This window comes from Sphingomonas sp. HF-S4 (genome assembly GCF_032911445.1).
GTDB classification, from domain to species: Bacteria; Pseudomonadota; Alphaproteobacteria; order Sphingomonadales; family Sphingomonadaceae; genus Sphingomonas; species Sphingomonas agrestis.
Window position 1 is genome coordinate 1,614,266 of sequence record NZ_JAWJEJ010000001.1, and the last position, 22,290, is coordinate 1,636,555.

The 22,290-nt window shown below is 65.4% G+C and carries 22 protein-coding genes; 6 read left to right on the forward strand and 16 right to left on the reverse strand.

The window, feature by feature from the left end; all coding sequences use genetic code 11:
* Nucleotides 1–42 precede the first annotated feature (42 nt).
* A complete protein-coding gene (rpoD, locus tag RZN05_RS06980) occupies nucleotides 43–2,082 on the forward strand; it encodes an RNA polymerase sigma factor RpoD (RefSeq protein WP_317225896.1) in 2,040 nt (679 codons plus the stop codon).
* A 326-nt stretch (nucleotides 2,083–2,408) separates the two neighbouring features.
* On the opposite strand, the gene RZN05_RS06985 is transcribed toward rpoD, so the two are convergent.
* The 14 genes from RZN05_RS06985 to rpsB form a co-directional block, all read right to left on the reverse strand.
* Entirely contained in the window at nucleotides 2,409–2,804 is a 396-nt protein-coding gene (locus RZN05_RS06985) for a hypothetical protein (protein WP_317225897.1), read from the reverse strand.
* A gap of 168 nt (nucleotides 2,805–2,972) precedes the next feature.
* The gene (locus tag RZN05_RS06990) at nucleotides 2,973–3,308 is read right to left on the reverse strand and encodes a PilZ domain-containing protein (protein ID WP_317225898.1); all 336 of its coding nucleotides are present in this window, start codon (nucleotides 3,306–3,308) and stop codon (nucleotides 2,973–2,975) included.
* Between the two features lie 134 nt (nucleotides 3,309–3,442).
* Nucleotides 3,443–3,673 carry a 50S ribosomal protein L31 gene (gene rpmE, locus RZN05_RS06995; RefSeq protein WP_315588266.1) on the reverse strand — a complete coding sequence of 77 codons (231 nt, stop codon included), beginning with the start codon at nucleotides 3,671–3,673 and terminating at the stop codon, nucleotides 3,443–3,445.
* A gap of 97 nt (nucleotides 3,674–3,770) precedes the next feature.
* Nucleotides 3,771–4,250 (reverse strand): 3-hydroxyacyl-ACP dehydratase FabZ, encoded by a 480-nt coding sequence (gene fabZ, locus RZN05_RS07000; RefSeq protein WP_317225900.1) that lies wholly within the window; start codon nucleotides 4,248–4,250, stop codon nucleotides 3,771–3,773.
* A complete protein-coding gene (locus RZN05_RS07005; protein WP_317225901.1) occupies nucleotides 4,247–5,002 on the reverse strand; it encodes an OmpH family outer membrane protein in 756 nt (251 codons plus the stop codon). The genes fabZ and RZN05_RS07005 overlap by 4 nt, the downstream gene beginning before the upstream one ends.
* The gene (bamA, locus tag RZN05_RS07010) at nucleotides 5,002–7,722 is read right to left on the reverse strand and encodes an outer membrane protein assembly factor BamA (RefSeq protein ID WP_317227581.1); all 2,721 of its coding nucleotides are present in this window, start codon (nucleotides 7,720–7,722) and stop codon (nucleotides 5,002–5,004) included. The genes RZN05_RS07005 and bamA overlap by 1 nt, the downstream gene beginning before the upstream one ends.
* A 136-nt stretch (nucleotides 7,723–7,858) precedes the next feature.
* Complete coding sequence (locus tag RZN05_RS07015; protein ID WP_317225902.1) at nucleotides 7,859–8,992, reverse strand: M50 family metallopeptidase; 1,134 nt, start codon at nucleotides 8,990–8,992, stop codon at nucleotides 7,859–7,861.
* Entirely contained in the window at nucleotides 8,989–10,146 is a 1,158-nt protein-coding gene (locus RZN05_RS07020; protein ID WP_317225903.1) for a 1-deoxy-D-xylulose-5-phosphate reductoisomerase, read from the reverse strand. The genes RZN05_RS07015 and RZN05_RS07020 overlap by 4 nt, the downstream gene beginning before the upstream one ends.
* Nucleotides 10,146–10,922, reverse strand: coding sequence for a phosphatidate cytidylyltransferase (locus tag RZN05_RS07025; protein WP_317225904.1), 777 nt, complete (start codon nucleotides 10,920–10,922; stop codon nucleotides 10,146–10,148). Before RZN05_RS07025 ends, RZN05_RS07020 begins: the two co-directional genes overlap by 1 nt.
* On the reverse strand, nucleotides 10,919–11,650 hold the full coding sequence (locus RZN05_RS07030; RefSeq protein ID WP_317225905.1) for an isoprenyl transferase: 732 nt from the start codon (nucleotides 11,648–11,650) through the stop codon (nucleotides 10,919–10,921). Before RZN05_RS07030 ends, RZN05_RS07025 begins: the two co-directional genes overlap by 4 nt.
* 131 nt (nucleotides 11,651–11,781) lie before the next feature.
* Nucleotides 11,782–12,339: a ribosome recycling factor gene (gene frr / locus RZN05_RS07035; RefSeq protein ID WP_317225906.1), complete on the reverse strand. Its 558-nt coding sequence runs from the start codon at nucleotides 12,337–12,339 to the stop codon at nucleotides 11,782–11,784.
* Between the two features lie 14 nt (nucleotides 12,340–12,353).
* Nucleotides 12,354–13,085, reverse strand: coding sequence for a UMP kinase (gene pyrH, locus RZN05_RS07040; RefSeq protein WP_317225907.1), 732 nt, complete (start codon nucleotides 13,083–13,085; stop codon nucleotides 12,354–12,356).
* A 229-nt stretch (nucleotides 13,086–13,314) separates the two neighbouring features.
* The gene (tsf, locus tag RZN05_RS07045) at nucleotides 13,315–14,250 is read right to left on the reverse strand and encodes a translation elongation factor Ts (protein ID WP_317225908.1); all 936 of its coding nucleotides are present in this window, start codon (nucleotides 14,248–14,250) and stop codon (nucleotides 13,315–13,317) included.
* Between the two features lie 221 nt (nucleotides 14,251–14,471).
* A complete protein-coding gene (gene rpsB / locus RZN05_RS07050) occupies nucleotides 14,472–15,359 on the reverse strand; it encodes a 30S ribosomal protein S2 (RefSeq protein WP_317225909.1) in 888 nt (295 codons plus the stop codon).
* A 272-nt stretch (nucleotides 15,360–15,631) separates the two neighbouring features.
* Between rpsB and RZN05_RS07055 the strand changes: the two genes are divergently transcribed.
* Nucleotides 15,632–15,847, forward strand: coding sequence for a hypothetical protein (locus tag RZN05_RS07055; RefSeq protein WP_317225910.1), 216 nt, complete (start codon nucleotides 15,632–15,634; stop codon nucleotides 15,845–15,847).
* On the opposite strand, the gene RZN05_RS07060 is transcribed toward RZN05_RS07055, so the two are convergent.
* Together RZN05_RS07060 and RZN05_RS07065 are read right to left on the reverse strand one after the other, a co-directional pair.
* A complete protein-coding gene (locus RZN05_RS07060; protein ID WP_317225911.1) occupies nucleotides 15,786–16,658 on the reverse strand; it encodes a CDP-alcohol phosphatidyltransferase family protein in 873 nt (290 codons plus the stop codon). The genes RZN05_RS07055 and RZN05_RS07060 overlap by 62 nt on opposite strands.
* Nucleotides 16,655–17,383 (reverse strand): phosphatidylserine decarboxylase, encoded by a 729-nt coding sequence (locus tag RZN05_RS07065; protein WP_317225912.1) that lies wholly within the window; start codon nucleotides 17,381–17,383, stop codon nucleotides 16,655–16,657. The genes RZN05_RS07060 and RZN05_RS07065 overlap by 4 nt, the downstream gene beginning before the upstream one ends.
* Nucleotides 17,384–17,802: 419 nt before the next feature.
* Between RZN05_RS07065 and RZN05_RS07070 the strand changes: the two genes are divergently transcribed.
* From RZN05_RS07070 to RZN05_RS07085, 4 genes are all read left to right on the forward strand, one after another.
* Nucleotides 17,803–18,423, forward strand: a complete 621-nt coding sequence (locus RZN05_RS07070) for a class I SAM-dependent methyltransferase (RefSeq protein ID WP_317225913.1) — start codon at nucleotides 17,803–17,805, stop codon at nucleotides 18,421–18,423.
* Between the two features lie 77 nt (nucleotides 18,424–18,500).
* Nucleotides 18,501–19,721, forward strand: a complete 1,221-nt coding sequence (locus tag RZN05_RS07075; RefSeq protein ID WP_317225914.1) for an NADP-dependent isocitrate dehydrogenase — start codon at nucleotides 18,501–18,503, stop codon at nucleotides 19,719–19,721.
* A gap of 140 nt (nucleotides 19,722–19,861) precedes the next feature.
* Complete coding sequence (locus RZN05_RS07080; protein ID WP_317225915.1) at nucleotides 19,862–21,640, forward strand: cation:proton antiporter domain-containing protein; 1,779 nt, start codon at nucleotides 19,862–19,864, stop codon at nucleotides 21,638–21,640.
* Between the two features lie 116 nt (nucleotides 21,641–21,756).
* Nucleotides 21,757–22,278 carry a glycine zipper 2TM domain-containing protein gene (locus RZN05_RS07085; protein ID WP_317225916.1) on the forward strand — a complete coding sequence of 174 codons (522 nt, stop codon included), beginning with the start codon at nucleotides 21,757–21,759 and terminating at the stop codon, nucleotides 22,276–22,278.
* The last annotated feature ends 12 nt before the right edge of the window (nucleotides 22,279–22,290 follow it).

Genomic DNA, 22,290 nt, shown 5'->3' on the forward strand with positions numbered 1-22,290 from the left:
GCGGCGTATAATAGCCGCCATCTGGATTTCCGAGGGTTATTGATGGCGAAGGCTAATGGCGGCGGCAATGGCGACGACACCACGATCGACGTGGGCGACGCTCCGCTGATCGATCTCAACGAAGGCACGCTCAAGAAGCTTGTCGCCCGTGCGAAGAAGCGCGGCTACATCACCGTCGACCAGCTCAACGAGATGCTCCCCCAGGATCAGATGACCTCGGAGCAGATCGAGGACGTCATGTCCGCGCTCAACGACATGGGCATCAACGTCGTCGAGAACGAGGAAGGCGGCGAGGACGCCGAAGCCGAGGACGATACGCCCGACGAAGTCGATGCGTCGTCAGACGGCAGCGGCGACGAGCCTGCCTTCGAGATCGCGAAGAAGAAGGAAACGGTCGATCGCACCGACGATCCCGTCCGCATGTACCTCCGCGAGATGGGGGCCGTGGAGCTCCTATCGCGCGAAGGCGAGATCGCGATCGCCAAGCGCATCGAGGCCGGCCGCGACACGATGATCCTGGGGCTCTGCGAGTCGCCGATTACCTTCAACGCGATCATCGGCTGGTCGAACGCGCTCAACGAAGGCACGATGCAGCTGCGCGAGATCCTCGATCTCGACGCGATGCTCTCCAAGGGCCCGTCGGCCGAGCAGGTCGAGAACGCCGAGGACGACGATTCGGGCGAGATCAGCGAGAAGACCGCGGGCGCCAGCTTCAAGGAAGAGGAAGAGCCCGAAGAAGTCGCCGAGGAGGAGGACGAGGACTCGATGACCGAGCGTCGCGCCCCTCGGATCTCGGACGACGAGGAAGAGGACAACACCCTCAGCCTCGCGCAGATGGAGGAGACTCTCAAGCCGCAGGCGCTCGAGAAGTTCGCCAACATCACGTCGGTGTACAAGAAGTTCTCGAAGATCCAGCAGGCCCGGCTCGATGCGATGGCGGCAGGCGGCGAGCTGCCAGGGGCCAAGGAGCGCGAATATCACAAGCTGCGCGAGGAGCTGACCGCCGAAGTCGAGAGCGTCCAGTTCCACAACGCCAAGATCGAGTATCTTGTCGACCAGCTCTACAGCTTCAACCGGCGCCTGACCGCGCTGGGCGGGCAGATGCTGCGCCTCGCCGAGCGCCACAAGGTGCCGCGGAAGGACTTCCTCGATCGCTATGTGAACCACGAGCTCGACGAGAACTTCATCGCCACGGTGGAGAAGCTCGACAAGAAGTGGAAGGCGTTCGCCGAGAACGAGGCGGCCGCTGTCGATCGCATCCGCATCGAGATCAGCGAGATCAGCCAGGCGACCGGCATGGCGCTCGCCGAGTTCCGCCGCATCGTCAACATGGTCCAGAAGGGCGAGCGCGAGGCGCGCATCGCCAAGAAGGAGATGGTCGAGGCGAACCTGCGCTTGGTGATCTCGATCGCGAAGAAGTATACCAATCGCGGGCTGCAATTCCTGGATCTCATCCAGGAGGGCAATATCGGCCTGATGAAGGCGGTCGATAAGTTCGAATATCGCCGCGGCTACAAGTTCAGCACCTACGCGACCTGGTGGATCCGCCAGGCGATCACCCGCTCGATCGCCGATCAGGCGCGCACGATCCGTATTCCGGTCCATATGATCGAGACGATCAACAAGCTGGTCCGCACCAGCCGCCAGTTCCTCCACGAGCAGGGCCGCGAGCCCACGCCCGAGGAAATGGCCGAGCGCTTGAGCATGCCGCTCGAGAAGGTGCGGAAAGTGATGAAGATCGCCAAGGAGCCGATCAGCCTCGAAACGCCGATCGGCGACGAGGAGGATTCGCATCTCGGCGACTTCATCGAGGACAAGAACGCGGTGATCCCGGTCGACGCCGCGATCCAGGCGAACCTCAAGGAAACGGTTACGCGTGTTCTCGCCAGCCTGACGCCCCGCGAAGAGCGCGTGCTGCGCATGCGCTTCGGCATCGGCATGAACACCGATCATACGCTCGAGGAAGTCGGCCAGCAGTTCTCGGTCACCCGCGAGCGCATCCGCCAGATCGAGGCGAAGGCGCTGCGGAAGCTCAAGCATCCGAGCCGCTCGCGGAAAATGCGGTCGTTCCTCGACCAGTAAGGTCGGGGCGACAGCCAGGGCAAAAAGAACACCCCCGGAATCGCTTCCGGGGGTGTTCTGGTTTTCGAAACGGGCGCCGCTGTGACTGCGCCCGTCCTAACGTCTTCCTGGCCGTGTTCGCGGCCTGGCGAACGCTCCTCCCCCCGGATCGAAAACCGATCTCTGGTCGCGCTCGATCACCCCCCGGCGATCAGCAGCAACTGCGAGTGCTGGGACTCCGATAGCCTATCGCCGCCGATCCGCATTGAACGCCCGTCCCGCCCGCTTGCGCGCCGGTGTCAGGCGATAGATTTATCGGGAACCGGGATGAAATCGCCCAATGGGGATTATCGGGGAACGGCTTTCCACATCACCGCGGCGACGCCGCCGCCGCCGACGCTGAATGCGGGGCTCTCGTCATTGCCGTCGAGCTTGAGCACCAGCGCGGTGCTGAGCGGCGAGCCCCGAAAGCGCGGGCGCGGCTGATTGCGCAGGATATCGTAGACGGCATAGCGTCCCCCGGCACGCGCAGTGACTTCTGGCTCGGCCTCGGCGTCCAGGACCTGGGTCTCCACGGAAACCGACGATTCGTCTGCGCGGCCGATCTCGGGCATGCGTTCGAGCCGGGCACTGCCGGCGGGAAGCATGAAGCGCTGGGGAAGCGCGCTCTCGCCGCCGGATGCGGGAGGGCGGGCCGCGGGATCCTTGATCAGGGCGGCAACCATCAGCGGCCTGGCCGCCACGCCGGAACGCTCCCCCGCCACGGCAGGGCAGGACAATCCGCAGGCACATGCACAACAAAGCACCGTCTTGAGCATCACCGTTTCCCCAAACCAGTGAAGTTCAGGCAGAGTGACTCGTAAGCCTTCGTAACGCAACGCGCCTTTTGATCGTTCCGCCGCGCCGCGCCCTCAGCGCGCCGCGAGCGTATCGAAATCCTCGGGCGCGAGCGGTGCCTGAAACTCCAGCCCAGCCTCGAAATCATGCGCCCAGACGACGCGCGCCGCGCACGGCCCGACCTTGGGCAGGGTCAGCCAGAGCATCGCCCCTGCACGCAACTCGGAATAGGTCTGCAGCCGCGCGCCGTGGATCGAGAGATCGGTGACGCGGCACAAGGTCCGGTCGAGCCCGCCACGCCCTAGCCGCGCATCGAGTGAGACCGGCGCGCGCGGCACCCGGCGCCGGCCGAGGCTCTCCGCCGGCTCGAATTCTGCTGCGAAGGATGCGGGATGAAGCTGCGTCGCCATGCCACGACGCTACGCCGGCTTGGCTAAGGCCCCGTTAACGACGAAATCCCGGCACTGCCGAACCGCAGCGGAGCTTCCGCGCGATCCGGCCCTGCCGGGATTTTGCGAAACCACAGCCGCCGCAGCGGCCCGGCTTACTTCTTGCCGAGTGAGAGACCGCCGAAGCGCTTGTTGAAGCGCGCGACCTGGCCGCCCTGGTCGAGCATCTGGCCGCGGCCGCCGGTCCAGGCCGGGTGCGCCAGCGGATCGATGTCGAGCGTCATCAGATCGCCTTCCTTGCCCCAGGTCGAGCGAGTCTCGAACACGGTGCCGTCGGTCATCTGGACCTTGATCATGTGGTAATCGGGATGCGTGTCGTTCTTCACGGATCAATTCCTTGGAAAAGCCGCCGGTTTCCGACCGGCAGCGGACGCGCGCGGTTAGCAGAGGTGCGCCACGATGGCAACCGCCCTGCCCGCGCAGTCAGGCCTTGGGCGGGTCGGCGATCATCGCAGTGAACTCGCATTCGGTGGCGATTTCGCCATCGAGCATCGCCTTGCCGGCGAACTTGCAAACGCGCGAGCGCTTCTGGACGAACTCGACTTCGAGCTTGAGCAATACGCCAGGCTCGACCGGCTTGCGGAACTTCACGCCGTCGATCGACATGAAATAGACCAGCTTGCCCGAGCCGGCGAGGCCGAGGCTCTCGACCGCGAGCACGCCGGCGGCCTGCGCCAGCGCTTCGACCTGGAGCACGCCGGGCATGATCGGACGCCCGGGGAAATGCCCCTGGAAGAACTCCTCGTTCATCGACACTGCCTTGATCGCGACGATGCGCTGGTCGAGCACCAGTTCCTCGACGCGATCGACGAGCAGCATCGGGTAGCGATGCGGCAGCGCCGCCATCACCCGCTGGATATCCAGCGGGCCGATGGAAGTGCTGCCGGTGTCGGTCTCGCTCACCGAGGCTCAGCCGGCTTCGCAGCCTGCGGCGCAGTGCCGGCTGCCGGAGCCGGGGCAGCACCTGCGGCCGGGCGCTGCTGCGCGGCGGCCTGCTGCTGATAGGCCTGAAGCTGCGCCGCCTGGGCAATCTGCTGCTGGATCGCCAGCGTCTCGCGCGAAGGCTGCCAGTCGGCCGGCGGCTGGATGCTCACGGTCGGCGTCGTCTTGTCGATCTCGGCAACGATCGCCTGGCTGATGTTCGCCGAATCGGGCGCGTACATGAACACTTCCGGCGACAGCACGACACTGATCTTGCGCGCATTCACGACGCGAAGCTGGGCGGCCTCGTACTGCCGCAGCACCGATTCGATCGCGAAGAGCTCGGCGCGCGCAGCGGGATTGCTCAGACGCGCCATGTCGTTCTGCGCGTTGGTCTGGGCGGTCCGGATTTTTTCGACCGCCGGGTTCTTGGCGGTCTGCGCGGCCTTGCCTTCTTCTTCGCTGACCCGGCCGTCCTTGTTGGTATCGAGCTGCGCGATCAGCGGCTTGAGCTCGTTCTCGAGTGCGGCGCGGCGCTGCTGCATCTGATCGAACGCCGCCTTGTAGGTCGTCGAGATCTGCTGGTTGGCAGCCGCAAACGCCTTCGAGCTGGCGACGACGCTGGTCGGGTTCGCATAGGCGATGCCGGCAGCCTGCGCGTTGGCCTGAGTGGCGAACACGAGCGCCGCGGGAGCGACGAGCGTCGCGGCCAGGAGTGCTTTCTTCGTAATCATCAGAACTGGGTCCCTACGTTGAATGTCACAAGCTTGTCGTCGTCGCCATCGACCGTAACCAGCGCCTTGGCGACGTCGATGCGCAGCGGTCCGAACGGCGAATTCCAGTTGACGCCGAAGCCCACCGAGATGCGCGGCTTGGCGGAATCGCCGACGAAGCGCTCGAAGAAAGGCGCGGTCTGGGCATTGGCGATCGGATTGATCGAAGTGCCGACGCAATTGGTAAGCGCTGTGCCGAACCCGACGGTACAAGGCGTCGCACTCTGAACGCCCGTCGACGGATCGGTATAGAGATAAAGCTGGTTGCCGTTGGCATCCTTGAGGAAATTGTCCTTGGGGAGCAGCGACGGTGAGCCGTCGGCATTGAATAGCAACTTGCCTGCCGAGTCAGTCGCTTGGGCAAACTCGATCGTCTTGCCCGGCCGCCGGATACCGAACAGGCTACCCGCCATCACGAAGATCGACGGCCGTAGCCCGAGCTCCTGCGCGCCGGCACCCAGCGGAATCTCGAGCTCGGCCTTGGTCAGGTAATAAGCCTTGCCGCCCAGCGCGTCATCGATGATCTGGTCGCGATCGGTGACGAGCGCCTGGTTACCGCCAGCCACCGTGCCGGTATAGCCGATGCGTTGCACGCGCGGCCCGACGCCGCGGATGTCGAAGCCGCGGAACTGCGGCTCGCCCAGATAGAAGCGATCGGTGATGCGGACGGGCTCGATGCCGTCGGCGCGCTTTTCGAGGCTGTGGATATAGCCGCCCTCGGCTGTCAGCGAGGCGATGAAGCCGCTGCCGACGTTCCAATATTTGGCGCCTTCGAAGCGGGCGCGCGCATAGCGTACTTCGCCACCCAGGCCGGCAAAGTCGGCGCCGACGCTGAGACGCTGGCCGCGGGTCGGGCGCAGGCGACTGTTGAGGCTGTCGTAGATAAGCGACAGGCCGACCAGCGACGTGATGCGGTTCCCGACGGCTTCGCAATAATAGCGGCCGGCCTTGAGCGGATCGCATTCGAGATCGCCGTCGCCATCGACGTCCGAATAGAAGCTGCCCCGGTCGAGCGTCACGTTGTCCTGGCGCAGCGTATAGCGCGCGGACAGCGTCCAATATTCGGTGAGCGGCAGGCCCGCCACCAGCTGGCCGCCGGTGGCGACCTGGCTGTAAGTCGTGCTGCGATCGCTGCCGATATAGTTGAACGCGTTATAGTCCTGGCGGAAAAGCGTGCCGCCGAGCGCGATATTGGTGTCGAACAGATACGGCTCGGTGAAGCCGAGTTCCACAGACTTCGAATAGCTCGAATAATCGACCGACGCCGACACGGTCTGGCCCATCCCGCGGAAGTTGCGCTGGCGGATCGACGCCTGGACGATGAAACGCTCGAGGCTCGAGAAGCCGGCCGACAGCGTCAGTTCGCCATTCGGGCGCTCTTCCACGTTCGCAGCAAGCACGATCCGGTCGGGCGCCGAACCTTCCTTGCGCTCGATCTCGAACTTGTCCTGGAAATAGCCGAGCGAATTGATGCGATCTTGCGAGCGCTTGACCAGGAAGGTGTTGAACGCGTCGCCCTCGGCAACACGGAACTCGCGGCGGATGACCTTGTCCTGGGTCTGGCGGTTGCCCGTGATCTCGATCCGCTCGACATAGGTGCGGTTCGACTCGCCGATGTGGAAGTTTATCGACATGGTCAGCGCTTCGCGGTCGCGCTGATATTCGGGACGGACGTCGGCAAAGGCATAGCCGAACGCGCCGGCCGTCTCGCTCAGCTGTTCGATCGTGTCCTCGACCGCCTTGGCGTTGTAAAACTGGCCTTCCTTGATCGCCAGCGCCGTGGCGAGGCGCTTGTCGTCGAAATCGCGGATCGCGCTGTCGACCGTGACCGGGCCGAACTTGTAGCGCGGGCCTTCTTCGACGACATAGGTGATGATGAAGTCGCGCTTGTCCGGCGTCAGCTCGGCCACTGCCGAGATCACGCGGAAATCGGCATAGCCTTCGGTCAGGTAGAATTGGCGCAGCTTCTGCTGGTCGTACGCCAGGCGATCCTGGTCGTAGCTCGTGTTCGAGCTCAGGAGGTTCATCAGGCTCGACGTCTTGGTCGCCATCTCGCCGCGCAGCTTGCCGTCGGAGAACACCTCGTTGCCGATGATGTTGATCTGGCGGACCTTGGATTTGGGACCCTCGTCGATCTCGAAGATCACGTCGACGCGGTTCTGGTCCAGGCTGACCATCTTCGGCTCGATGTTCGCGGCGAAGCGGCCCTGGCGGCGATAGAGTTCGACGATCCGCGCCACGTCGGCGCGGACCGCGGTGCGAGTAAAGATCTGGCGTGGGGCCAGCCGCACTTCCTTCTGGATCTTGTCGTTCTTGAGGCGCTTGTTGCCCTCATAGATCACGCGGTTGATCACCGGGTTCTCGCGAATGCGGATCACCACGTCGTCGGTCGTCGTGTCGATCTCGACATCGGCGAGCAGCTCGGAGGCGAGCAGATCCTTGATCGCCTGGTCGATCGTCTCGTTGGTGAAGGCCTCGCCGGCGCGCAGCCTGGTGTAGGACAGCACCGTCTCGGGCTCGAGGCGCTGCGAACCCTGGACGCGGAGCGAGCGGATCGTGCGCGCCTGCTGCACCGGGACGGGTGCAACAACCACAGGTGCCGCGGCCTGGGGCGCGGGCGCCGGGACGGGCATCACCCTCCGGGCAGGCGCGGTCTGCGCGGATGCGAGGCCCGAGAGCATGGTGCCCGCGAGCAGCGTCGCAGTGGCGCGTGCGCCGAAATGATAAACCTTGATCGTCACATCCCACCCCAAGTCGGATTTCGAGTAATTGCCGCTGCCCACGCGACGCCGGAACAACCGCCCTGCCTCAACCGCATCAGCCGATCAACCCGGCCAGATTTCTCCACACGCCGAATGCGCCCAGATCGTTCAACGTCACCAGCAGCATCAGCGCCAATATTGCGATCAGACCACCCCGGAAGGCCCATTCCATCACCTTTGGCTCGACCGGGCGGCGGCGTACGGCTTCGACTGCGTAGAACAGAAGATGCCCGCCATCCAGCACTGGAACTGGCAACAGGTTGATGAATCCGAGATTAATCGAAATGAGTGCGATGAAGCCGATCAGCTCAACCGGCCCCAGCGAGAAGCTCTCGCCAGACATTTTGGCGATACGCAAGGGGCCGCCCATTTGCGAGAGCGGAACGCGGCCGAGGATAAGCTGCTTCAGCCCCTCGGCAGTCATGACGACCAGGCCCCAGGTCCGCACCACTCCCACGACCGGCGCCTCGATAAGGGAAACCGGCTCGAACTTCGATTGGGCCGGCCCGATCCCCAGCATGCCGCGCTGCGTCACATTGCCAAACCGGTCCTTGAACGAGTCGCTACCGATGACGGTCTGCACGGTCTGCGTCCGACCGCCCCGCTCATAGGTGACGGTCACCGTCTCTCCAGCGCGGATCGCGGTGTAGAAGGCCATATCGTCGAACGCGTCGATCGTGCGTTCGCCTAGTTCCCGGATGCGATCGCCCGATTGAAGGCCAGCTTGCGCCGCCGCGCTGCCCGGCACGACCGTACCCACCACAGGCGGCGTGATACGCTGGCCGTAAGCGAAGGCGAAAGCGCCGAGAATAACGATGGCCACGATAAAATTGGCAATCGGCCCGGCAGCGACGATGATCGCACGCTGCCACAATGGCTTGGCCTGGAACGTTCGGGCGCGTTCCTTCGCGGGCAACGCCAGCCACTCCGACGTGGGCTGGCTCGCCGGATTCATGTCACCGGCGAAACGGACATATCCACCGAGCGGCAGCCAGCCAAATTTCCACCGCGTGCCGCGCTTGTCGGTGAATCCGACAACTTCTCGGCCGAAGCCGATCGAAAACTCCTCAGCCTTCACCCCGAACCAGCGCCCGGCGAGATAGTGTCCCAGTTCGTGCAGGAACACGAGCGGTCCTAGGACGATGAGGAACGCCAGGAGATAGATCAGGATGCCGGGAGATTGGATCAAAGAACGCAGTCCTTCACACGCTCGCCCGCATAGGCCCGTGCTTCGGCGTCGATCGCCAGCACGGCATCCAGCGACTCCGGGGCAGCGGGGTCGTAACGCGCCAGCGTATCGGCAACGATTGCGGCAATTTCAAGAAATCCGACGCGCCCCTCCAGGAAGGCCGCCACCGCGACTTCGTTGGCCGCGTTGAGGATCGCCGGGCGCGCACCGCCCGCGCTCAGCGCATCGCGCGCCAGTGCCAGCGCCGGGAAGCGCCAGTCGACCGGCGCTTCGAAGTCGAGCCGGCCGACCCTGACTAGGTCGAGCCGCTCGCACGGCGTCGCCATGCGATCGGGCCAGGCCAGCGCATAGGCGATCGGGATGCGCATGTCGGGCGAGCCGAGCTGCGCGAGCACCGATCCGTCGACATATTCGACCATCGAATGGATCACCGACTGGCGGTGGATCACCACGTCGAACTGGTCGGCGCGCAACGGGAACAAGTGGAACGCCTCGATCAGCTCGAGGCCCTTGTTCATCATCGTGGCCGAATCGACCGAGATCTTGGCGCCCATCGACCAATTGGGGTGCGCCACCGCCTGTGCCGGGGTGATCGCACCCATCTGGTCATGGCTATAGTCGCGGAACGGCCCGCCGCTGGCGGTCAGGATGATCCGGCTGACGCGATCGGGCGCCGTACTGTCGAGGCACTGGAACACCGCATTGTGCTCGGAATCGACCGGCAGCAGCGTCGTGCCGTGATTGCGCGCGGCCGCAGTCATCACGTCGCCCGCCGAGACCAGCGCCTCCTTGTTGGCCAGCGCGACCGTCCCCCCAGCTTCGAGCGCCGCCATCACCGGCTTGAGCCCGGCGGTGCCGACGATCGCCGCCATCGTCCAGTCGGCGCCCATCCGCGCCGCCTCGCACACCGCACCGGCCCCTGCCCGCGCCTCGACCCCGCTCCCGGCAAGCGCCGCACGCAGTGCCTCCAGGCACGTCTCGTCCGCCACCACCGCGAGCTTGGCGCGCGTCCGGATCGCCGCGGCGGCGAGCTTGGCGACATCGCGATGCGCCGTCAGCGCGACCACTTCGAACGCCTCGGGCGAGCGCTCGATCAGGTCGAGCGTCGAGCTTCCCACCGATCCGGTGGCGCCGAGAATCGTCACGCTTTTCATTAGGCGAACGCCAATACCAGCAATGCCGCCACCGGGGCTACCGCGACGAGCCCGTCGAGCCGATCGAGCACCCCGCCATGCCCGGGCAGCAGATTGCCCGAATCCTTCACCCCCGCGCGGCGCTTGAGGTGACTCTCATACAGGTCGCCGATCTGCGACAGCGCCGCGAGCACCGGGGTGCACAACGCCAGGACGAACGGCAGCCCAAACCCCGCGACCAGCACCGCCGCGAACACGCCCGACGCGACCAGTCCGCCGAAGAACCCCGCCCAGGTCTTGTTGGGGCTGATCGCCGGCGCGAGCTTGGGCCCGCCGATCGCGCGCCCAGCGAAATAGGCGCCGGTGTCGCTCGCCCAGACCAGGGCCATCGCCCAGAAGGTGAATAGGAAACCGTGCACCGCGTGCGCGCGCAGCACCAGCAACCCGAGCACCGGCAGCCCGACATAGAGCGCGCCCAAGGCGAGCTGCGGCTTCCGCGTCACCGCGCCGAGGAAGAAGGCGGCGGCGAAGACGAGTCCCAGCGCCAGGAAGCCCGGCCCCGCGGCCAGCCCCGGCGCCATGATCGCCAGCGGCACGGTCAGCGCATATTGCACGAGGCGCTTCTGCCGCGGGCTCGCGCCAGCAAGATCGGCCCATTCGCCCATCATCAGCACCCCGCCGATCGCGACGAGCATCCAGAACACGAACCCGCCTAACCACAAAGCCGCGAACGTCACCGCGATCAGCACGATCGCGACGATCAGCCGCTTGCCGAGATCGGAATTTCGGCTGCTCACAGGCCCCCGAAGCGCCGCTGGCGCTGCCCGAAATGATCGAGCGCGCTGGCGAGCGCCTTCTCGTCGAAATCGGGCCACAGCGTGTCGACGAACAGCAATTCGGCATAGGCCGCCTGCCAGAGCAGGAAATTCGACAGGCGCTGCTCGCCGGAGGTGCGGATCAGCAGATCGAGCGGCGGCAAGTCCGCGGTAGTGAGCTCGGCGTCGAAGCGCGCCTCGTCGATCGTCGCGGGGTCGAGCGTGCCATCGCGCGCCTGCTCGGCGAGCCGGCGAGCCGCCCCCAAGATCTCGGCCTGCGCACCATAATTGAGCGCAATGACCAGGGTCGGGCCCGGATTGTTCGCGGTACGCGCGATCGCCGCATCGATCATGCTCACCAGATCGGGCGACAGCCCGCGCCAGTCGCCGATCACGCGCAGCCGCACGCCTTCCTCGACGAGTTCGTCGAGCTCGCTCGCCAGGAAATGGCGCAGCAGCCCCATCAGGTCGCGGACTTCTTCTTCGGGTCGCCGCCAATTCTCCGAGGAGAAGGCATAGAGCGTCAGCACCTCGACCCCGAGCGTGCGCGCGGCGCGCGCGACGCGGCGCACGGCCTCGACCCCCTGCTTGTGCCCGGCGATGCGCGGGAGGAAGCGCTTCTTCGCCCAGCGCCCATTGCCGTCCATGATGATGGCGACATGGCGCGGCGGCGTGCCGCTGGGCAGGTCGGGGGCCGGTCTAGTCGCCACCGATCAACCCCGACCGTTCGTGCTGCGCTTGTCGAAGCACCGTATTTCTTCTCTCCGGCCGGCGAAGAAAGAACCGCCCTTCGACAGGCTCAGGGCGCACGGGCGCCGGAGCATCGGAGAGGCGCAGCCCGTCACTTGCCCAGGATTTCCTTTTCCTTCGCCGCTGCCGCCGCATCGATGTCGGCGATCGTGGCGTCGGTGATCTTCTGGACCTCGGTCTCGTGGCGCTTGCGCTCGTCCTCTCCGAACACGCCCTTCTTCTCGTCGGTCTTGAGGCTGTCATTGCCGTCGCGGCGGACGTTGCGCGCCGCGATCCGCGCCTTCTCGGCATATTGGTTGGCGAGCTTGGCGAGCTCCTTGCGGCGCTCCTCGGTCAGGTCGGGGATCGGCAGGCGCAACGTCTGGCCGTCGACGATCGGGTTGAGCCCGAGCCCCGCCGAGCGGATCGCCTTGTCGACCGGGCCGACATTGGTCTTGTCCCACACCTGGACCGAGAGCATCCGCGGCTCGGGCGCCGAGACGCTGGCGAGCTGGTTGATCGGCATGTGCGAGCCATAGACCTCCACGGTCACCGGATCGAGCAGCGTGGTCGATGCCCGGCCCGTGCGCAGGCCCTGGAGGTCGTGCTTGAGCGCCTCGACCGCGCCGGCCATGCGGCGCTCGAGATCTGCCTTGTCGTAAGCGGCCATTTACGGCTCTCCTCTTATGCGGAAACGGGTTCGTTCTGGACGATCGTCGAGGCGCCCTCGCCGCGCAGCACGGCCAGGAGATTGCCTTCGTCGCGGATGTTGAACACCACGATCGGGATGTTGTTGTCGCGACACAAAGCCACGGCGGACGCGTCCATCACCTTCAGATTGTCTGCAAGGACGCGGTCGTAACTCAGGGAATCATAGCGCGTTGCCGTCGGCACCTTCTTGGGATCGGCGTCGTAGATGCCATCGACCGAAGTGCCCTTGAACAGCGCGTCGCAATCCATCTCGGCGGCGCGCAGCGCGGCGGTGGTGTCGGTGGTGAAGAACGGCAAGCCGGTGCCGGCGGCGAAGATCACCACGCGCCCCTTCTCCATGTGGCGTTCGGCGCGGCGCCGGATATAGGGTTCGCAGACGCTCGCCATCGGAATCGCCGACTGGACGCGAGTCTGCACGCCGACCTTCTCGAGCGCATTCTGCATCGCGAGTGCGTTCATCACCGTCGCGAGCATGCCCATATAGTCGGCGCTGGCGCGGTCGAACCCCTGCGCCGCCCCCGCCAGCCCGCGGAAAATATTGCCTCCGCCGACGACCATGCAGACTTCCAGGCCCGTCTCGACTGCCTCCTTCACCTCGGCCGCCACGCGGTCGCAGGTCGCCGGATCGATGCCGAACTGGCCCGATCCCATCAGGACCTCGCCCGAGAGTTTGAGAAGAATACGTTTGAAGCGGGGAGCGGTCATGAAAACCTTGTCGGTAACAGCGGATACGGGAAGCGGCGCGGACCCTAGAGGAGGCACGATCACCGGACAAGCCAAGAAGCTGTGCAGAACGCGCCGCTTCATCCCACGCAAAACTCCATCAGCCCGGCTACGTGCCAGGCCAGCACGATGCGAACCGATGCAACCGAAAACCAAAACGGGCGCCGCCACCCAAGGGTGACAGCGCCCGCCATTCAGGTCCGGGAAGACCTTACTTGGTGAGACCGGCGGTGGCAGCCACTTCGGCGGCGAAATCGCTCTCTTCCTTCTCGATGCCTTCGCCGAGCTGGAAGCGGACATAGTCGGTGAGCGTGATCGTCGCGCCGGCATCCTTGCCGGCCTTGGCGATCACGTCCTGCACCGGGGTCTTGCCGTCCATGACGAACGCCTGGGTGAGCAGCGCGTTCTCCTTCTTGAACTTCTCGACCGGCCCGTTGAGGATCTTCTGCGCGACCTCGTCCGACTTGCCGACGATCTTGTCGGCGTTCTTCTCGCGCAGGATCGCAGCCTCGCGCTCGACGACCTCGGGATCGAGATCCTCGACCGACAGCGCCAGCGGGAACGCGGCGGCAATGTGCATCGCGATCTGCTTGCCGAGCGGCTCGAGCACGTCGACGCCGGCATCCGATTCGAGCGCGACGAGCACGCCGATCTTGCCGAGGCCCGGCGCCGCTGCATTGTGGACGTAGGGGATCACTGCGCCCTTGGTCACTTCGACCTTCTTGGCGCGACGCAGGACCTGGTTCTCGCCGATCGTCGAGATGTTGTTGGTCAGCACTTCCTCGACAGTGCCGCCCTGGGGCAGCTTGGCCGCCTTGAGCGCGTCGATGTCGTCGCCGGTCTCGAGCGCAACCGCGGTCACGTCACGGACGAAGCCCTGGAAGATCTCGTTCTTGGCGACGAAGTCGGTCTGCGAATTGACTTCGACCGCAACGCCCTTGGTGCCGGCGACGGCGATGCCGACCAGGCCCTCGGCGGCGGTGCGGCTCGACTTCTTGGCAGCGGCGGCAAGGCCCTTGGTGCGCAGCCAATCGACTGCAGCTTCCATGTCGCCATTGGTCTCGGCCAGCGCCTTCTTGCAATCCATCATGCCGGCGCCGCTCTTTTCGCGGAGCTCCTTCACGGCTGCTGCAGTGATCTCGGCCATGTTTCTTTCCTCTAGCTTGGCGGCCAGGACGCAATCCCGGCCAGATAATCAAATCCCCGTTCGCCCTGAGCTTGTCGAAGGGCCGTTCTTCTTTGGCCCAGCACGGGAGAAGAAGTACGGGGCTTCGACAGGCTCAGCCCGAACGGGGATGGGATCGACGCTCCGAACTGACCGAGCGCCTAGTGCCACCCCATGTCAGTTCGGAGACAATCGATTTCAACTCACGCGTCGATCTGACGTTCGCCCTCTTCGGCCTGCTCCGGCGTGGTCGCGGCGGCGGGCGCCTCGAACTCCTCGGCGGTGACGACCGGTGCGTCGGCGGCAGGCGCCTCTTCAGCGGCCGGTGCCGGTGCCGGGGCAACGAGTGCCTCCTCGACCGGGGGCTGCTCGGCGGCGCCGAAGTCGAAGCCCTGGTTGCGCTGCTGCTCCTGTCCACCGCGGGTCGCGGCGATCGCCACGGCTTCGCAATAGAGACGGATCGCGCGCGAAGCGTCGTCGTTTGCCGGAACCGGGAAGGCGATGCCGTCGGGGCTGACGTTCGAGTCGAGGATCGCGACGACGGGGATGCCGAGCGTGTTGGCTTCCTTGATCGCCAGCTCCTCCTTGTTCGCGTCGATCACGAACATGATGTCGGGAACGCCGCCCATGTCGCGGATGCCGCCGAGCGAGAGCTCGAGCTTGTCCTTCTCGCGGGTGAGCTGGAGCACTTCCTTCTTGGTCAGGCCATGCGTGTCGCCCGACAGCTGCTCTTCGAGCGTCTTGAGGCGCTTGATCGAGTTGCTGATGGTCTTCCAGTTGGTGAGCATGCCGCCCAGCCAGCGATGGTTGACGAAATGCTGGTTCGCGCGGCGGGCTGCCTCCGCGATCGGCTCCTGCGCCTGGCGCTTGGTGCCGACGAAGAGGACCTTGCCGCCCGAAGCGACGGTCGACGACACGAACTCGAGCGCGCGCGCGAACAGCGGCACGGTCTGCGAGAGGTCGATGATGTGGACGCCGTTGCGATCGCCGAAAATGTAGGGCTTCATCTTCGGGTTCCAGCGGTGAGTCTGGTGGCCGAAGTGCGCGCCCGATTCGAGCAATGCCTGCATGGAGACGACAGGAGCCGCCATAGGGATATATCCTTCCGGTTAAGCCTCTGGGAAGCGAGTGACCAGGCTGTCGCCGTGGCACCGGTTTATGATGCTTCCCATGCGGGGTTGAGGCGGCGCGCTTAGCCGAAGTGCATCGGACACGCAAGAAGAACAAATTTGGAACACCCCATTGACGACGGAACGTTAACGGAACATACGGGGTTCAGAAGCGGGGCATGGAACGCCCGGCTACGCCAAGTGGTTGGAATTGTTGAATTCCCGCCGGTTCGCGTGCGGACAGGAGCTGAACGATGACTGGATTCGCGATCACCATGCTGTTCGGCGCTACCTTCGTGGCCGCCGCCTGGACGCTCTACGCCAGCATCCGTCCGCAGCTCCATCGTTTCACCGAACTGTTCGGCTCGGTCGTCGAACTGCCCGCGCTGCCGCCGCGGTTCGGCCGGGTTACGGTTCGCGCCGTTCCAGCACGGCTGCCGACGCGGAAGCAGCTCCGCGCTGCTGCCTGATGCGACGATAGCTGCGCACGCTGAACGGGATTGCCGCCAGATAGGCCAGCGCGAGCAGTGCCAGCGTCGGCCACGGCGCCGATACCAGGGCGGCGACGAGCACCACCAGCACCGCAAGCGCTTCGAAGCGCAGCCGCTCCTTGAGCCGGATCGTCGGCGCATAGGTGGCGATGCTCGAAATCATCAGTACGGCGATGAACGCCGTCCACGGTGCGATCACTGCGGGCGTGCGCAGCCAATGATAGGCGGTTTCGACGAGCGCGACCGGCGTCAGGTCGTGCACCGGTGGACGGAGCAGCTCGCCCGTCCACAGCCAGAGATAGAGCGGCGCCATCGCCAGCAGCGCGCCTGCCGGCGCGGGCACGCCGGTGAGGAAACCCGCCGATTTGTGCGGCTGGTGCTCGCGATCGATATTGGCGTTGAATCGCGCCAGCCGCAGCGCGCAGAACAGGGCGAGCAGCAGCGCGATCATCCAGCCGAACCGCCCCAGGCTGTTGAGCGACCAGAGATACAGGATCAGCGCCGGCGCGACGCCGAACGAGATCGCGTCGGACAGGCTGTCGAGCTCGGCGCCGAAGCGGCTCTCGGCGCGGACTAGCCGGGCGATCTTGCCGTCGATCCCGTCGAGCACCGCGGCGGCAAGCACCATCAGCACCGCGACTTCCCAATTGCCCAGGATCGCAAAGCGAATCGCCGTCAATCCCGAGCAGAGCGCGAGCGCGGTTACCGTATTGGGCAGCACCGCGCGCAGCGGGATGCCGCCTTCGCGGGGAAATCGGGATATCCGACGGCCCGCCCGCGGCGGTCTCATTGCGCGATGCCGGTTGCGCGCGGCGCTCCCTTGCGCGCCAGGATCGTCTCGCCGGCGATCGCGCGCTGGCCGAGCGCGACTTCGACGCCATAGGCTTCGGGAATGAAGACATCGACACGGCTGCCGAACCGGATCAGCCCGACACGCTGCCCGCCGACGACCATGTCGCCGGCCTTGACGAAGCTGACGATGCGGCGCGCGACCAGGCCGGCGATCTGGGTGAAGCCGATGCGCTGGCCGTCCTTGTCCTCGACGATGATGTGCTGACGCTCGTTTTCCTCGCTCGCCTTGTCGAAATCGGCGTTCATGAACTTGCCGGCGATATAGATGACGTGGCGGATCGTGCCCGTGATCGGGGTGCGATTGATGTGCACGTCGAACACGCTCATGAACACCGAAACGCGCAGCATGCTGCCCTCGCCCAGCGCCTGCGGGCCGGCGAGTTCGGGCGGCAGCTCGACGCGCTCGACCATCGTGATCAGCCCGTCGGCGGGCGAGACGATCAGCCCCTCGCCCTGCGGCGTCACGCGGACCGGGTCGCGGAAGAACGCCGCGACGCCAATCGTCAGGAACACCAGGGGCCAGGTGATGAAATCCCACACGAACAGGCTGAGCAGTGCGATGGCGGCGGCGATCAGGGTATATTTACGGCCCTCGGGATGGATGTCGGGAAACCGCCATTTTACAGTCGAAGTACCGAGGGGGGGCTTGTCGAGCGATGCCATGCCGGGCGGTGTAGCGGCAAGGTGCGCGCTTTCCTAGACACCGGTGCGATAATCATGTGATCCTTCGCGCGAGGTTCGCGCGCCTCGAATTCCCTGCTTGCAATGTAGGATTTGCTCTACTTGCCTTTGGTGGCCGATCGCGTGCCTGTCCGGTTCCTGGACGCCGCCGGCATTGGTCGCGTGAAATGCTTTTCGCCTAACCTTTACTAACCTTCCGCGGCCCCGCCGCATTTGCACGGCAGCAAACCGCTTGTCGCAGATCGGCTTTGCGGCGGCGCAAGGCTAGTGTATCTGCCCGTCGAGCCGTTCGAGTGCGGGGACGGTTATCCCCGATTAATGCAACTACCGCGCTTGAATGTTCGTTCGTTTTGGCCAAAGCGCGTGCGCCCCGGTTGCCACGAAACCTGCAAAGGATCCCAATGCCCGCATCGACCGTCTCCGCCAAGCAGCGCCGTCAAAGCATGCGCGCCGCCGGAGTGTCCTCGCCCTGGGTCATGTTCCTCAAGGGGTTCTTTAAGCATCCGGTGATGGTCGGCGCCATCGCGTCCTCGTCGCAGAAACTGGTCAACCGGATGCTCGACAAGGTCGACTGGGACAATTGCAAGCTGTTCGTCGAATACGGTCCCGGCGTCGGCACCTTCACCCGCCCGATCCTCAAGCGGCTGGCGCCCGACGCCAAGCTGATCGTGATCGACACCAATCCCGACTTCATCCGCTATCTCAAGCACACGATCGACGATCCGCGCTTCATCGCGCTCAACGAATCGGCCTCTGAGATCAAGCGGATCATCGCCGATCACGGCTTCGACCATGCCGATTATATCGCCTCGGGTCTGCCCTTCTCGACGCTGCCGACGGGCGTGGGCGATGCGATCGCGCACGCGACGCACGACGTGCTGCGCAAGGACGGCGCCTTCCTCGTCTATCAATACAATCCCAAGGTGAAGAACTTCCTCACCCCCTATTGGGAGCATATCGATCACGAGGTCGAACTGTGGAACCTGCCCCCGGCGCAGCTCTGGTGGGCCTGGAAGAAGTGAGCGCGCCCGACGGCGCTTGATCCCCCTCCCCCATATCCCTAGACGCTCGCCCAAACCTTCAAAAAGGAAGCGAGCACATGGCGAAGATCAAGGTTGCAACGCCGGTCGTGGAGATCGACGGCGACGAAATGACGCGGATCATCTGGGAATGGATCCGCGAGCGCCTGATCCTCCCCTATCTCGACATCGACCTCAAATATTATGATCTCGGCGTCGAGAAGCGCGACGAGACCAACGACCAGATCACGATCGATTCGGCCGAGGCGATCAAGCAGTATGGCGTCGGCGTGAAGTGCGCCACGATCACCCCTGACGAGGCGCGGGTCGAGGAATTCGGCCTCAAGGAAATGTGGAAGTCGCCCAACGGCACGATTCGCAACATCCTGGGCGGGACGATCTTCCGCGAGCCGATCGTGATCTCGAACGTGCCCCGCCTGATCCCGGGCTGGACCAAGCCGATCGTCGTCGGCCGCCACGCGTTCGGCGACCAGTATCGCGCGACCGACTTCAAGGTGCCGAGCGCCGGCAAGCTCCGCCTCGTCTGGGAAGGCGACAATGGCGAGACGATCGACCGCGAAGTCTACAAGTTCAAGGACGCGGGCGTCGCGCTGGCGATGTACAATCTCGACGATTCGATCCGCGACTTCGCGCGCTCGTCGATGAACTACGGCCTGGGCCGCGGCTGGCCGGTGTACCTCAGCACCAAGAACACGATCCTCAAGGCCTATGACGGGCGCTTCAAGGACATCTTCCAGGAAGTGTTCGAAACCGAGTTCGCCGCGCAGTTCAAGGACGCTGGCATCGTCTACGAGCACCGCCTGATCGACGACATGGTCGCATCGGCGCTCAAGTGGCACGGCGAATTCGTCTGGGCCTGCAAGAACTATGACGGCGACGTCCAGTCGGACCAGGTCGCCCAGGGCTTCGGCTCGCTCGGCCTGATGACCTCGGTGCTGATGTCGCCAGACGGCAAGACGATCGAGGCCGAGGCCGCGCACGGCACTGTCACTCGCCACTATCGCCAGCACCAGCAGGGCAAGGCGACCTCGACCAACCCGATCGCGTCGATCTTTGCCTGGACCGGCGGCCTCAAGTATCGCGGCAAGTTCGACGAGACTCCCGAGGTCGTGCGCTTCGCCGAGACGCTCGAGAAGGTCTGCGTCCAGACGGTCGAGGGCGGCGCGATGACCAAGGATCTCGCCTTGCTGATCGGCCCGGACCAGGCCTGGATGACCACCGAGCAGTTCTTTGAAGCGATCCGCGTCAACCTCGAGACCGAAATGGGCAAGTGGAACTGATCTCCACCCGTCCTTTTCACTAGACCGTTCGCCGCCCCCGCTTCCGAGCAGGGGCGGCGAATTGCTTTCGGGCCTATTTAATTTCGCACAGGCCCACCCAACGGGCTGACAAGTACGGCGCGCGCCGCTTTAATGGGCGCATGCTAAATCTCACCAATACCGGCTTCAGCGACACGTTGGTGATATTGGGGGCAGCGGGGCTGGTCATCCCCGCCTTCGCGCGCTTCCGGATCAGCCCGGTGATCGGGTTCATCCTGGTCGGCGCGCTGGTCGGCCCCGCGGGATTGGGCACGCTCGTCGGCCAGTATCCCTGGCTCTATTACCTCACCATCTCGGACAGCCACTCGATCGAGCCGTTCGCCGAGTTCGGCATCATCCTGCTGCTGTTCTCGATCGGGCTCGAGCTCTCGTTCCGAAGGCTGTGGGCAATGCGAAAGCTGGTGTTCGGGGTCGGCGCCGCCGAACTGTTCGGCGCGGGGCTGATCCTGGCCGCCGCGCTCTATCTGACCGGGCTGAGCACCGGCGGTGCAATCGGGCTCGGACTGGCGCTGGCGCTCTCCTCGACCGCGCTCGTGGTGCCGATCGCCGGTACGACCAGCGCAGTCGGACGCGCGGCGTTCGCGATGCTGCTGTTCGAGGATCTGGCGCTGGTGCCCATCATCTTCATGCTCGGCGCGCTGGCGCCCGCAGCGGCGAGCGACGGCGGATGGGTGCTGCTCAACACGCTGGGCCTGGGCGTGATGACGATCGCGATCCTGTTCGTCGCCGGGCGGCTGCTGCTGCCACGGATGTTCGCGCAGGCGGCGCGGACCAAGAGCCCCGAACTGTTCCTCGCCGCCAGCCTGCTCGTGGTGATCGCCGCGAGCCTCGCCACCACCGCAGCGGGGCTGTCGCCGATCGTCGGCGCGCTGATCGCCGGGCTGCTGATCGCCGAGACCGAATATCATGGCGAGGTCGAGTCGATCACTGCGCCGTTCAAGGGACTTGCACTCGGGGTATTCCTGATCACCGTCGGCATGCGCCTCGATCTCGGCTTCGTCCTCGCGCATTGGGCACCCTTGCTCGGCGCGACCGTCATGGTGATGCTAGTCAAGGTCGCAGTGACCACCGGGCTGCTCAAGCTCTCGGGCGCGCGCACCGGCACCGCCACCGAAACCGGGGTGCTGATGGCGAGCCCGTCCGAGACCACGCTGATCGTGCTGGGCGTCGCGGGCGCCGCCGGGTTGATCACCGGGGGCACCGCGACCTTCTGGACCACCGTGACCGCGATCGGCCTGACCGCGACGCCGCTACTCGCCAAGGCGGGCCAGTTCTTCTCCCGCCAGATCGAGCGGCAGGAAAAGAACGACACGCCCGCAATAACCGACGCGGCCGGGCCGGGGACGGTGGTGATCGGCTTCGGCCGGGTCGGGCGTACCGTCGCCGACATGCTGCGGCGGCATGATTTGCCCTATCTCGGCGTCGATGCCGACATCGACAACGTCACCGCGGCGCGGCGCGACGGCCATCCCGTGCTGTTCGGCGACGTCACCCGCGGGGAGCTGGTCGACCAGCTCAAGCTCGGCCACGCCAAGGCGCTGGTGCTGACGATGGACGATCCGGTGCTGACCGTGCGCCTTACCAAGCGCGTCCGCGGCTGGGTGCCCGATCTGCCGATCATCGCCCGTGCGCGCGATGCCGACCACGCCGCCGAGCTCTACAAGGCGGGCGCGACCGATGCGGTGCCCGAGACGCTCGAAAGCTCGCTCCAGCTTTCCGAGGCGGTGCTCGTCGATATCGGCATCGCGGTGGGGCCGGTGATCGCATCGATCCACGAGAAGCGCGACGAGATGCGCAAGGCGATCAAGGCGGCGTCGAACCTCGATCGCGAGCCGCGGCTGCGGCGGATCAGGCAAAGCGAGGTGCCCGGCCAGGCGTAGCCCGCGAGCGGTTCATCGGGCTTGCCTGACCGCGTTCAGCCGCGCTTCACGCGCATTGCCGGAACGTTTCCGCGTTGCCGGCCGTATCGCACGGCAGGATGAGGAGGAGAATCATCATGAAGACCATCACCGGCCTCGCGGCGCTCGCCGCGGCGCTCGTCGTCGCCAGCCCCGCCGCCGCGCAGACCGGCACGCGCTATGCCGGCAGCAGCTCGTATCAGGACGAGGATGCGCGCTTCGATGCCGCGCAGCGCCGCTTCGACAATGAGTATGAGCAATTCCAGGCCGCGCTCGACCGCTATCGCCGCTACCGCGCCTCCGCGCGCCCCGCCTATGACGACCGCGGCTATCAGGACGACGAGAATTACGAGCCGTCGCGCTATTATCGCCAGGGCAATTACCAGGAGCGTGTGCTCACCCAGGACGAGCGCGTCTATCGCGGCGACGACGGGCGCTATTATTGCCGTCGTAGCGACGGCACCACCGGGCTGATCGTCGGCGCGGCGGCAGGCGGGCTGTTCGGCAACGTCATCGCGGGCCGCCGCTCGAGCACCGTGGGCACCCTGCTCGGGGCGATCGCGGGTGGTGCACTGGGATCCTCGGTCGAGCGAAACCAGCAGCAGGTCCGCTGCCGCTAAGGCCCTGCGGCC

What these genes read in the sequence shown, in the direction of transcription:
- RZN05_RS07005 (WP_317225901.1), bottom strand. Translation starts at nt 5,002, where the DNA reads ATGATTACGAAGAAAGCACTCCTGGCCGCGACGCTCGTCGCTCCCGCG.
- RZN05_RS07055 (WP_317225910.1), top strand. Translation starts at nt 15,632, where the DNA reads ATGACTGGATTCGCGATCACCATGCTGTTCGGCGCTACCTTCGTGGCC.
- rpsB (WP_317225909.1), bottom strand. Translation starts at nt 15,359, where the DNA reads ATGGCGGCTCCTGTCGTCTCCATGCAGGCATTGCTCGAATCGGGCGCG.
- RZN05_RS07075 (WP_317225914.1), top strand. Translation starts at nt 18,501, where the DNA reads ATGGCGAAGATCAAGGTTGCAACGCCGGTCGTGGAGATCGACGGCGAC.
- pyrH (WP_317225907.1), bottom strand. Translation starts at nt 13,085, where the DNA reads ATGACCGCTCCCCGCTTCAAACGTATTCTTCTCAAACTCTCGGGCGAG.
- RZN05_RS07065 (WP_317225912.1), bottom strand. Translation starts at nt 17,383, where the DNA reads ATGGCATCGCTCGACAAGCCCCCCCTCGGTACTTCGACTGTAAAATGG.
- rpoD (WP_317225896.1), top strand. Translation starts at nt 43, where the DNA reads ATGGCGAAGGCTAATGGCGGCGGCAATGGCGACGACACCACGATCGAC.
- frr (WP_317225906.1), bottom strand. Translation starts at nt 12,339, where the DNA reads ATGGCCGCTTACGACAAGGCAGATCTCGAGCGCCGCATGGCCGGCGCG.
- RZN05_RS07060 (WP_317225911.1), bottom strand. Translation starts at nt 16,658, where the DNA reads ATGAGACCGCCGCGGGCGGGCCGTCGGATATCCCGATTTCCCCGCGAA.
- RZN05_RS07085 (WP_317225916.1), top strand. Translation starts at nt 21,757, where the DNA reads ATGAAGACCATCACCGGCCTCGCGGCGCTCGCCGCGGCGCTCGTCGTC.
- RZN05_RS06990 (WP_317225898.1), bottom strand. Translation starts at nt 3,308, where the DNA reads ATGGCGACGCAGCTTCATCCCGCATCCTTCGCAGCAGAATTCGAGCCG.
- RZN05_RS07070 (WP_317225913.1), top strand. Translation starts at nt 17,803, where the DNA reads ATGCCCGCATCGACCGTCTCCGCCAAGCAGCGCCGTCAAAGCATGCGC.
- tsf (WP_317225908.1), bottom strand. Translation starts at nt 14,250, where the DNA reads ATGGCCGAGATCACTGCAGCAGCCGTGAAGGAGCTCCGCGAAAAGAGC.
- RZN05_RS07080 (WP_317225915.1), top strand. Translation starts at nt 19,862, where the DNA reads ATGCTAAATCTCACCAATACCGGCTTCAGCGACACGTTGGTGATATTG.
- bamA (WP_317227581.1), bottom strand. Translation starts at nt 7,722, where the DNA reads ATGCTCTCGGGCCTCGCATCCGCGCAGACCGCGCCTGCCCGGAGGGTG.
- RZN05_RS07020 (WP_317225903.1), bottom strand. Translation starts at nt 10,146, where the DNA reads ATGAAAAGCGTGACGATTCTCGGCGCCACCGGATCGGTGGGAAGCTCG.